This window comes from Paenibacillus sp. SRL342, assembly GCF_984798905.1.
The window spans coordinates 6121761-6134962 of the sequence record NZ_OZ481790.1 but is presented as its reverse complement, the minus strand read 5'-3'; the positions used below and the strand labels follow the sequence as shown (position 1 = coordinate 6134962).

Here is a 13202-nt window from a genome sequence, read left to right as displayed (position 1 = left end):
GGAACTGTGGTGGAGAGTGTATACAAGTTTGTCATGGAACATCTGCAAGACGGAAGCTTGGACAAAACAGTGGCCGTGCAGCTGCTCAAAAAACTCAAATCGGAGGAGGACGCCTATACTGCGTCCGGGTCAACCAATACTGCCAAAGATATTGCCATTGTGGGCATGGCTTTGAAATTGCCGCAAGCTGATTCTCCCGAAGAATTCTGGGACAACATCGTCAGTGGTACGGACAGCATTCGTTCCTTTCCGGCATCCAGAGTGCCGGACATTCATTCGTATCTGCAATATCTAGGTATGTCGCCAGACGAGATTCAATTCAACGAAAATGCCTATCTGGATGAGATTGATAAATTTGATTATGCCTATTTTAAAATGTCACCCAAAGAAGCCAGTCTGACGGACCCCAATCATAGGCTGTTTCTGGAAACGGCATGGAAAGCGATCGAGGACGCAGGGTATGGGGGAGGGAAACTGGTTGGCAGCCGCACGGGGGTATACCTAGGCCTTTCCAACAATATTCGGGATCTTTACTCACGTTTTATCTACGATGCGGAACCGGAATCCTTTGCGTACTCGCTTGTGGGTAATCTGGCTTCTGTAGCGGCTGGTCGGTTATCCTTCTTACTGGATTTAAAAGGGCCGAGCTTGGTAGTGGATACGTCTTGTTCATCCTCTCTGGTGGCCATTACACTGGCGTGTCAGGCGATCAAGGAAGGGCAATGCGATCAGGCGCTCGTTGGGGGAATCAAGATTAATCTGGTTCCGCTAAAGAGTGATCATATCAAAATTGGGATTGAGTCCACCGATTGGAGAACCAAAGCGTTTGATGACGATTCGGACGGATCGGGTATTGGTGAAGGCGCAGGGGTGGTGATGCTCAAACCATTGGATAAAGCGTTGGAAGACCGGGATCAGATCTACGCTGTTATCAAAGGGTATGGCGTAAACCAGGACGGTAAATCCATCAGTATCGCTGCCCCGAACCCGGAGGCACAGACGGAAGCGATTCTTCAAGCCTGGGCGGATGCGGGTATCGATCCCGAGACGGTCTCTTATATTGAGACTCATGGCAGTGGCACCATGCTGGGCGATCCGCTAGAGGTACAAGGGATTGAGCAGGCATTCCGGCGTCACACGGGTAAAAGTCAATTTTGCGGAATCGGCTCGGTCAAAACGAATATCGGTCACCTGTCAGAGGCGGCTGGTGTCGTGGGTTTGATCAAATCGGCCTTGTCACTGAAACATAAACAGATTCCTGCCTCCAAACATTTTCACAGACCGAATCGGGCCATCGATTTTGCGGCATCCCCGGTCTATGTGAATGCCCGGTTGCGGGAGTGGGATAACGCTGCCACGCCACGACGTAGCGGTGTTAGTGCATTTGGCATCAGTGGGACCAATTGTCACATTGTGCTGGAAGAAGCGCCGACCACTACGGTTAAAGAGCTGGAAATACGCGGAGAACATCTTCTAACCGTATCAGCCAAAACGCAGGCAGCGCTCCAGACGCTGATTACGGAATATACTCACGTTCTCTCTCAAGTTGAAGCTCAGAATGTGCCTTCCCTGTGTTATACCGCTAACACAGGGAGGGGGCACTACGCCTACCGTTTACTGGTCACCGGGCAGGATGCGGAAGAGCTCTTGCTTCGATTAAATGAAGCTGGACGAATGATCGGAGCCGATGAGAATTTAAGCAAAAGTAGTGGACCCAGTGGACATCGAAGTCCAGGGATATATTACGGTTATCACAAGGTTAGCAACGATCAAAATCGTCCAGATTCACCAGCTACAGGTGGCGAAGATGGCCACAAGGGCCATCGGACTATGAGTCTGAATCCGGAACTGGCGAAGATGGGTAAGGGTCAGCAGGCTGTACAGGACATACTGGACCAGATTGGACTGCATTATGTACAAGGTGCAGAACTGAACTGGGAGCTTCTATACACAGGAGACGGACTGCGCAAAACAAGTCTGCCAACCTATCCATTTACCCGGACTCGCTGCTGGTTTGAAGTTCCCGAGGGCGCTCGTACTGCCGCTACCGCAAATTGCAGCAGTGCGGTCTCGGAAGAACCGACGCCAGCCCGATTCTATCGGATGAACTGGAGGAAAGCTGATCTAACAGAGCCAGAACCGATTCAGGGAACAGGTGCAGTTCTGATTTTGAAGGATGAGGGTAAACGGGGAAGCGCATTGATTGAACGCCTTAAGCAGTCAGGGCGCCAAGTAATTGAGGTGCGTTACGGAGAATCTTTCAAGCATGAACCTGACGGTTCGTTCACGGTGAATGGTTCGGAAAGCAACTTTGCTGAGCTATTTGCAGCGCTGGGGAATACATCCATAAGTGACATTGTACATCTCTTTGCGGTGCCGAGTTCTGCAGAAATTCATACACTTCAGGACTTGGAACATAGTCAGCAAAAGGGCGTATATAGCCTGTTTTATCTGATTCGTGCACTCATTGAACACGGAAGTGACAACGCACTGAATATGATGCTGGTCTCCGAACAGGTCTACGAAGTTACAACGGATGAGAGTCGACTTTCTCCTGAAGCGGCCTCGTTATACGGTTTGGGTAAAGTGCTCGCCTTGGAATATCCGCATATTACCTGTCGAAGCATTGATCTGGACGAAAGCGCAGGGGCAGATGAACTGTTTCAGGAAATGGGTTCCCAAGATCAGAGTTATACCTCTGCCTATCGTAGTGGGGTCCGTTATATCGAGGAATTGGGTGAGGTTCAAGCCGATGAGCTGACAGATTCTCCTGTCCATATTCAACAGGGTGGTGTGTATGTCATTACTGGAGGTACAGGCGGGATTGGTCAGGAAATGGCAAAATTTTTCGCTTCCCAAGCAGAGGTCAAACTTGTGTTAATTGGGCGTACCCCAGTGCCTGCAAGATCGGAATGGGAGACACTGCTTAATGACCCTGAGCTTGAATCCAAGACGGCTGCTCGTCTCCGCAATTTCCTGGAGATTGAACAACAGGGTTCAGAAGTATCCTGTTATGCAGCGGATGTATCGGATTATGAAGCGATGCAGGATGTACTGGCCGATGTCAGGGAAAAGCATGGGTCCATCACAGGAGTGATCCACGGTGCAGGTGTACCGGCGGTTGGATATTTGATCCGCAAAACGCAGGAAAAGTTTGACGAAGTCCTTCATCCAAAAGTGCAGGGAGCCTGGATACTGGACCAACTGACCCGTCAGGATGAGCTTGATTTCCTGGTCTTTTTCTCTTCCGGTCTGTCGCTGTCAAGTGAGGTTGGACAAGGAGATTATTCAGCGGCCAATGCATATCTGGATGCTTTGTCTTACTCGCGCAGCAAAAGCGGCCTGAAGACCTTGTCTATTAACTGGTCTTCGTGGAAAGAAGCGGGCATGTCTGTGGATTATGGTTTTAATGTGGACGCCATTACAAAAGCCCTTCCGACCGAACAGGCAACGGCCGGATTTTTTGCAGCATTGAACAAAGAGGTGCCGCGTGTGTTGATCGGGGAATTTACATACCACCCACGGTTTGCCAAAGCACTGTTGACCAAATTTCCATTCCGATTCTCCGAAGAGATGACGAACAGACTGAAAGAAGCCGAGAAGTTGGAAGAGTCGCGTCAGGTGGCTCCTGCTGCAGCTAAACGAAACAAATCGGCGAATGCACATGTTGAACTCAAAGGAAAAGACGGCGAGGATTACAACAGCATCGAAAGGCAGATTGCAGGCATGTATAACGAAGTGCTTGGTTTTGAAGAGCTGGATATCCACGATAGCTTTTTTGATCTGGGCGGAGATTCCATTCTGTTAAATCGGTTATTCTCTCTGCTTGAAGAAGCCTATCCAGGCAAAATGAAACTAATCCATCTGTTTTCGTACACCAGTGTACATGCACTATCCCAATTTGTCATGACCAAGCTGGATATAAAACCGGCTGCTGAGCCAGCCCCACCGGTGGATGATTTTGAACAACTGTTTAAGGATATTGAAGCTGGTAACCTGAGCATTGACGATGCAGTCAAGAGCTTCGAGGATCGTTGAGGAAGGAGAACCCGATGAACCAAACAAGCCAGATGCTGAGAATCATTATTGAGAATGCAGCTGCGGGCAAGATTGATAAGCAAGTTGCCGCCCAACTGCTCAAAGGATTGAAATCGGAGGGGAAGCGAAGCGACTCTGAGGGAATCGCCATTGTTGGCATATCGGCCATGCTTCCGTCTGCGGATAATATCGGCGAGTTTTGGGACAACATCCGTGATCGCTGTGATTCCATTGCCAATTTTCCAGACTCTCGTCGTCAAAATATTGATGCGTACCTCCGATATGCGGGCTATGGAGAGGACATCAAATATAGTGATGGTTCCTATCTGAAAGACATCGATCAATTTGATTACAAATTATTTCGGATACCCCCACGGGACGCGGCACTAATGGATCCTTTTCAGAGGCTGTTCCTGCGAACGGCCTGGAGTGCTCTTGAGGATGCGGGATATGGTGGGAAAAGCCTGGCTGGCAGCCGGACAGGTGTGTACCTGGGATTTGCCAGCAATATTAAGGACAGCTACTTGCGAATGATCCAGGATATTGATATCCAGTTAACTTCGGATGCGGCTGTGGGCAATATTTCTGCCATGATGCCTGCACGAATCTCGTATCTTCTGGATCTGAAAGGCCCTTCGATGGTGGTGGACACCGCCTGTTCATCCTCATTGGTGGCCGTGCATCTTGCCTGCCAGTCCATTCGGAATGGTGACTGTGATATGGCACTTGCTGGTGGATTGCGTGTGAACCTGATGCCTCTGGATACGGAATATTACCGCGGGGGACTTGAAGCATCGGATGGACGGACCAGAGCCTTTGATCATTCATCGGATGGGGCTGGAATCAGCGAAGGGGTTGCTACCGTATTACTGAAACCGTTGAGTAAAGCGCTCAAGGACAAGGACCAGATCTATGCAGTCATCAAAGGCAGCGCCATTAATCAGGACGGAGCTTCCATTGGAATCACTGCTCCCAATCCGGAGGCCCAGGCTGATGTGATATCTAGAGCGTGGGATCAGGCGGGAATTCACCCCGAGACCTTGTCCTACATTGAGACCCATGGAACGGGTACTAAACTGGGAGATCCGCTGGAACTTGAAGGCTTGGAGCTTGCTTTTCAGAAGTACACGGATAAGAAGCAGTTTTGTCCGATTGGTACTGTGAAATCGAATATGGGTCATCCCTATGAAGCGGCAGGTCTGGTCAGTCTGATCAAGGCGGCACTGGTTATCAAAAACCGTGAAATCCCGCCGTCACTTCATTTTGACAGGCCCAATGGACAGATCGATTTCAAGACATCGCCCGTGTATGTCAACACCAGGCTCCGCAAATGGGAAGGAAAAGAATCTCCGATGCGCTGTGCGGTCAGTAGTTTTGGTTTTAGCGGAACGAACTGCCATCTGGTGCTGGAAGAAGCACCGGTTGCCACGGTTGCTGACGCTTCTTATGCGAAAATAGGTCTGGTCGTGTTGTCCGCCAAGTCTGAGCCAGCTCTGCGGGACCTTGTCACAACATATAGCCGTTTAATACAGGAAAAACCGCCCGCCTGCCATCTGCAGGATCTGTGTTATACCGCGAGTGTTGGCAGAGGACACTATAACTTCAGATTGGCTATAGTGGCAGCGAATCTTGCGGATCTGGGACTGAAGCTGCAAGTGCTATCCTTGGCGGAAACGTGGAATGAACCTGAGTCATGGTTCAGCTATGGGGAGCACAAGATTGTACCTGCCAGCAAATCACAGCTGGAACCTGGTGACATGACAGCAGCGTCACGGAAGAAGCTCGATCGACGGGTACAGGAGATTACACAAGGCATTAACCTTTCCGAGTGGAATGATGAGGCAGGCGTATCCGAACTTGGTTCGTTATACGTCCAAGGGGCCGATGTGGATTGGGTGGAACTGTACAAAGGTACGGAGGTGCGTAGGGTCAGTCTACCTGTGTACCCTTTCGAATCTCATCGCTGCTGGATTGATCTCCCTGACGAATTGGTATCCAGTTGTATCGACAGAGGCGCGGCAGTGTCTGAACAAGACACAGAAGAATTTCATTATACGATGCAATGGAGAACTGATGAGTGGAAACGTACAGGTAGCGGGATCTCCGTTTTACCGGGAACGGTATTGTTGATGGAAGGCAGGTCCGGTGCAGCTGATTCTGTAGCCCATGTGCTTGCACGTACTGGAGTGAAGGTGATCCGGGCAGCCCTGGGCTCTGTTTATGCAGACTTGAGTGATAATCGATATACACTTGGTGATCAGGAGTCAGATTATGACCTTCTCTTTGCAAGCCTTCGGGGCAAGTCGGTGGATCACATCATTCATGTTGGCTGTTCTCTGGATACCGGGCAGTTGGGTATTCAAAGTCTGAATGAATTGCAGAACAGTCAGCGCCGAGGTGTGTACAGTGTGTATTATTTGGTACGTGCTCTGATGAGAAGTGACTTTGCCGAGATTGCTGGTATGACACTGATTGCAATGAATGCTCACCATATTACGGGAGATGAATACGCTCAGCGGCCAGAACATGCGCCATTCCTGAGCTTAAGCAAGGTGTTGAACCGTGAGCATCCGTCCATTTCTTTCCGCTCCTTTGACATAGATGCTGATACCCCTGCAGATGTCTGGATCGAGGAAGCACTGGGGACAGAAGATCAGGGGGACTATCTGATCGCGTATCGTGGTGGACAACGTTACGTTGAAGAATTTACGCGTGTGCAGGTTGCAGGGGATACCCCAATATCTGTACGCCCTCAGGGCGTGTACCTGATTACAGGTGGTGGCGGTGGTATTGGTCTGGAAACAGCGCGTTTCCTGGCTTCCAAAGCTCCCGTGCGTCTGGCTCTGATCAATCGCACCCCGATACCGGAGCGTGTACATTGGGATAACCTGATGAATCAGCCCGGTCAAGCCAAGCTTTGCCGTTTCATTACAGCTGTTACGGAGCTGGAGGCCGCAGGTTCGGAAGTCTCCTGGTACAGTGCGGATGTGGCTGACCGGGAAGCGATGGATCGGGTAATTCGGGATATGCGTACACGTTATGGTGCTATTCATGGAATCATTCATGGTGCGGGTGTTGGTGGAGATCAACTTCTGGTAGATCGAAGTGAAGAACGATTCAGCGAAGTGCTGGCATCCAAAATATATGGTACCTGGAATCTGGACGAACTGACTCACAGTGACGATCTGGATTTCTTTGTGATGTATTCTTCTGTAGCGACGATGTTCAGTGGCGTAACGCAAGCAGACTACGTGGCGGCTAATGCCTACCTGGATGCCTTCGCCGATGAACGTTCCTTGAGAGGAAAACGAACACTCACCGTGAACTGGACAACATGGAAAGAGACTGGCATGTCGGTGGATGCTGGTTTCACCGCAGATACCATCTTCAAAACAGTCCTTACAGCACAGGCGATAAGAGGTTTGGAACAAGCCATGAACTCCTCCATTCGCAGGGTGCTGATCGGGCAACTGAACTTCAGTGGCGGCGGCGTTCGTTTGCTGGATAAAATGCAGGTTCGATTGTCCACAGAACTCAGTGGCAAAGTGGCTGAATATCTGCAAAGTGCTGCTTCCAAAACGAGGTCGACCAAGAAGGCTGGAAGTACTTCAAGCGGTGAAGTGAAATTATCAGGCAAGATCGAGGGAGGATATACGGCTACTGAACGGCATGTTGCCAGCGTATGCAAAGAAGTTCTGGGATTTGACGAGATCGATATCTATGAGAACTTTTTCGAGCTTGGTGCTGATTCCATTCTGCTGTTGAAAATTCACGCGGGACTTTCCAAAAGATACCCTGGCGTTCTTGCCGTAACGGACTTGTTTGAATTTTCGACGATTCACAAGCTGGCTGAATATATATTCAAGGAACATGGTGAATCGGAAGAAGATACGGTTACTGTACTGGGCGACATGGATGCTTCTGCAACCAGTGAAGAACAGACATCACCGGAAAATGCGAAGCAAGCAGAGACGTGTCCTCAAGATCAGCAGCATACAGGGCAGACGGCTTCTGGGCCATTGTCCGGGGATTTAGCCATTGTAGGGATGGCTCTGAATGTGGCTTCCACAACCGATGTATTCGAATTCTGGGAGCATATTCAAGGCAAGGTGGATCATATCCGTCCTCTCCCGGAACGACGACAACAAGATCTGGACTGGTATTTGCAAAATACAAGGCTGGACCTCCCGGAACTGGATTCCAAAGCGGGAGCTTTTATAGAAGACATTGACTTATTCGATTATTCATTCTTTAAATTATCACCGAAAGAAGCGAGTCTGACAGATCCCAATCAGCGTCTCTTCCTGGAGACCGTGTGGAGGGCCATTGAGGACGCGGGTTACGGCGGCGGGAAACTGGCCGGTTCGGATACCGGGGTCTATTTGGGTTATTCAACAAACACGGTTGATATGTATTCACGATTTATATATGAGACGGATTTGGGCGCTCTGCCGGATGCCGTGGTGGGTAACACACCATCCATCATTCCTGCTCGCATATCGTATTTACTGAACTTGAAAGGGCCAAGCATGTTGGTGGATACGGCCTGTTCTTCATCCCTTACAGCGGTGCATATTGCTTCGCGTGCCCTGTTAAGCGGAGAGTGCAGCATGGCCGCAGTGGGTGGAATCAAAATCTCAACCATGCCGATCACCAAAAAGAACGAAAACATGCTCCAGGGTCTGGAGTCTGGTGACGGAAAGACCAGAGCATTTGATGATGACTCTGATGGTGCCGGGCTTGGTGAAGGCATCGGAGTAGTCATGCTAAAAAGACTGGAGGACGCGCTTAGGGATGGGGATCAGGTGTACGCTGTTCTCAAAGGCACTGCCATGAATCAGGATGGCAGTTCAGCCGGCATTACGGCTCCCAATCCAGCGGCTCAACAGGAAGTCATTACGAAGGCCTGGAAACAGGCAGGTATTCATCCCGAAACGATCACGTACATGGAAACGCATGGCACAGGAACCGCACTGGGTGACCCAATTGAAATTAAAGGCATCCAAAATGCGTTCCGACAATTCACGGATCGACGTCAATTCTGTGCGGTCGGTTCCATTAAAACCAATCTGGGTCATACCTCTGAGGCAGCAGGTATGATCAGCCTGATCAAGGCGGCACTTGCTGTCAGGCATGGTGTGATTCCGCCGAATCTTCATTTTAACCGTCCAAACCGAAATATTGATTTTCATGCTTCGCCTGTATATGTGAATACACGATTACGACCGTGGAAGGTGAAGGACGGACCTCGTCGCTGCGGTGTCAGCGCATTTGGCATCAGTGGAACGAATTGTCATGTCATCCTGGAAGAACCACCAGTGATTAAACCTGTATCTGCACCAGCACGTCCTCATTTGCTGGTATTGTCTGCTCGATCCGAAGAGGCACTTCAGCGGCTGGTTGCTGAATATGTTCGTCTGCTGGACCGAAACGAGCGATATGAACTCGTAGATATGTGCAGTACAGCAAGCACAGGGCGGGGGCATTACCCGTTCCGGTTATCACTTATGGTACGGGATACGGAAGGTTTGCTGAATACGCTGAGACAGCTGGAGAACAGATCATTCCAATCCATTGCACTGCCGGGAGTTGAGTTCGGTGAACATCGTACTGTTCCCAAGAGTAAGAAGGATAGGGCAGCTGGTGAAATGACCGAATCGGAAAAATTGGGTCTGAGCCAATTAATGCGTTCGGCCATTCAGAGCTTTGTACAGGATGGACGCGATTCGGAGTATTTGTTAAAGCAGATTGCCCATCTGTATGTACAGGGAGCAGATGCGGACTGGGAAGAACTGTACGCAGGTGAACATGCTCGCAAAGTCAGCTTGCCCGCGTATCCGCTGGAACGGAAGCGCTGCTGGATCCATATTCCCGAACGTCCACAGCTGCGTGAGGTCTCTATAGAAGAGGCCGCGGCTCCACTGCATTATGCGGCTATGTGGAAAGAAATGAATCGAATATCAATGGATCAGCATGGAGGCAATACAGAGCCAGTTGTGATATTGATGGATAGAAGTGGTATTGCCTCATCCGTAGCCGGGAAACTGGAAGCGGAAGGGCGGCTCGTGATCAAGGTTTACCGCGGAGAGTCCTATACCAATCAAGCCAACGCCGAATTTACCATTCGATCATGTGAAGAAGATTATGAACGGTTCATTCGAGCGGTAGAGCCTTATAAAATCTCGCAGCTCCTTCATTTCTTTGCACTGGATCAGCATGCGGATGAAGGTACTGTGGGCGAATTGGAGGAGTCGCTTGATCGCGGCGTGTATAGTCTGTTTTATCTGTCCAAAGCGATGTCCAAGATTCATTTCAAACGACCAGTCGATCTGGTACTGGTGACATCTTGTACACAAAGCGTTACAGGCAGTGAGCCGTACATTCGTCCAGAGCATGCACCCATGGTTGGGCTTGGCAAGACTATCTGCCATGAGATGAATCAATTCCGCTGTCGAAGCATTGATATCGATGACGAGACACCACTAGATCAATGGTTGCAGGAAATTCGTGATCCTGACACGTTATATCTTGCCGCTTATCGTAAGGGGCGTCGATATGTCCAGGAGCTGGGTGAAATCCCAATTTCCTTGCTGCCCGACCAACCGATACACATGCGTGAAGGTGGCGTGTACCTCATCACTGGAGGGACAGGCGGGATTGGACTGGAGACGGCGAGTGCATTGTCTTTGGCGCCGGAGAAAATCAAACTTGTGTTGATGAATCGTTCACCGTTTCCAGAACGGGCAACATGGGAAGATGTGCTGTCCTCAGGTGAGGAAACCAAGTTAACTGCTCAGATTGGGCGGATCAAAGAGATGGAAGCTCGGGGCGCAGAAGTACATCTATACAGCGTAGATATTGCTGATCCTCTTCAGCTCGCATCGGTGCTAAGCAAGATCAGACAGCAGCACGGACCCGTGTCTGGTATCATTCACGGTGCTGGTGTGGCTGGAGAAGGTTTCCTGATGAACAAAGAACGTGAAGCCTTTGAACGTGTCATGCGGCCTAAAGTGCTGGGGACATGGAGTTTGGATCAACTGACACGTGCGGACCATCCGGACTTCTTTGTCATGTTCTCAACGGCTACAACGTTCTTTAGTGAACCTGGACAAGGAGACTATACTGCTGCCAATGCCTATATGGATTCGTTTGCGGCACATCGCAGGCAGGCAGGTCTGTCCACCCTTGCCGTGAACTGGACCGCGTGGAAAGAAACCGGCATGGCCCGGGATTTTCATGCCAATTCAGATGGGGGATTCAAGGCGATTACGACGGCCAGAGGTATACAGGGACTGCAAGAAGCCATGGGCAAGGATGTAACCCAGGTTCTGATCGGGGAACTTAACCGGGAGGGAATCTATCAGCATGTCTCTGATGACATGCCGCTCATGCTGTTCTCTTCTGACATTAGCGAAGCTATTGAAACCGGACGCAAGGGGAATGCCAGTCGTGCACAGGAAGAATCGGGCGACATGAAGTTGTTGGGCAGGACAGACGAAGATTATTCCATCATTGAGAGCGCCTTAGGTCGATTATGGAGTAAGTCACTTGGGGTCAATGAACTCAGTATTTATGATGATTTCTATGAGCTGGGTGGAGACTCCATCTTGGGTCTCAAGATCGCCAATGGTCTCACCAAAGAGTTGTCGATCCTGGTGAATACAGCAGAGATCCTGATGTATCCAACCATTGCGGAATCGGCTGCTTATCTGGAAGAGTCTTATGGTGTCTCCATCAGCGGAGATTCCGAGGGAGCACTGCCTGTGCTGACTCGTGTGGAGCCCCAACCGTATTACCCGGTTTCTTCTGCGCAGAAGAGATTCGTAGTTCTGGACCGGCTTGAGGGTCAAAATACCAATGCAAACATCCCAAGAGCCTCCATCATGGAGGGAGATTTTGAGCACGGGGCATTTGAACAGATCATTCGCAAGCTGATTCAACGTCATGAATCTTTCCGGACTTCCTTTGAATTTCTGGACGGAATTCCATATCAGAAGGTGTGGGACCAGGTCGACTTCAACGTCGGTTACTCGGAGTCCACTCGGGAACAACTCACCGAGAAGCTCCTTGGTTTCGTGAAACCTTTTGAGCTGGATCAGGCGCCTTTGTTCCGCTTTGAGGTGGTTAAGCTTGATGATCGTGTACACGCCGTATTTTTTGACATGCACCACATTATTACGGATGGCATGTCGATGGACATCATTATGCAGGAGATCATAGATCTGTATGAAGGGCGTGAGCTGAAACCACTCACCATCCAGTACAAAGATTATGCGGTGTGGCATAATGCCTTGCTCTCTTCCGGTGCTCTGCTCAAACAGGAAGAGTATTGGCTGAATCTGTATGAGGATTCTATCCCGCAGCTCAAATTGCCTACCGATTATCCTCGTCCTTTGGCTAATGAATTCGAAGGAGATCAGGTTGTATTTATCGGCAATGAAACATTGACTATGGATCTGGATCGCATGGCTGCCAAGACAGGAACAACCTTGTTTATGTTGCTGCTTGCAGCGTACAACGTGTTGCTTTCTAAATATGCAGATCAGGATGATATCGTTGTAGGCTCTCCCATTGCGGGCAGATCTCACGCCGATCTGGAGGATGTTGTTGGTGTGTTTATTAACATCATCACGATTCGTACCAAACCAAAATCCGGGAAAACATTCCTGGAACTGCTGGCTGAAGTTAGGGAAGCTGCCTTGAAATCTTACGAGAATCAACAGTTTCAGTTCGAGGATCTGGTGCGGAAGCTTAACCTGAACAGAGACAGACACCGCAATCCTTTATTTGATGCGATGTTTGCACTTCAGAATGTAGGTACAGTGGACGTTACAGTCGGCAAATTCACCACAACTCCGTATGAGTTTGGAGCTGCGGAAAGCCGTTATGACGTGTATCTCGAAATCATCGAGAAACATGACAAGCTGCGATTTAATCTGGAGTATCGGACCAAGCTCTTCAAACGGGAAACGGCGGAGAAGATGCTTCACGATTATGTAGCGCTGCTGCAACAGTTATTGCTTCATCCGGAACAGAAGCTTGGTGAGATTGAACTGGAAAGCAGCAAGCATATGCTGGTTTCTTACGATTCAGCCGCAGAAGATCTTGATTTTAATTTCTGATCAGGGAGAGCACGGCTTCTCCCCCACAAACAGGAGGAACAG

Annotated in this window: 2 protein-coding genes; both read left to right on the top strand. The window is 49.8% G+C overall.

The window, feature by feature from the left end; genetic code table 11:
• The first annotated feature begins 9 nt into the window (after positions 1 to 9).
• The gene (locus tag AC4E8D_RS27105) at positions 10 to 4038 is read left to right on the top strand and encodes an SDR family NAD(P)-dependent oxidoreductase (RefSeq protein WP_490205409.1); all 4029 of its coding nucleotides are present in this window, start codon (positions 10 to 12) and stop codon (positions 4036 to 4038) included.
• A 14-nt stretch (positions 4039 to 4052) separates the two neighbouring features.
• The gene (locus AC4E8D_RS27100; RefSeq protein WP_490205408.1) at positions 4053 to 13160 is read left to right on the top strand and encodes an SDR family NAD(P)-dependent oxidoreductase; all 9108 of its coding nucleotides are present in this window, start codon (positions 4053 to 4055) and stop codon (positions 13158 to 13160) included.
• The last annotated feature ends 42 nt before the right edge of the window (positions 13161 to 13202 follow it).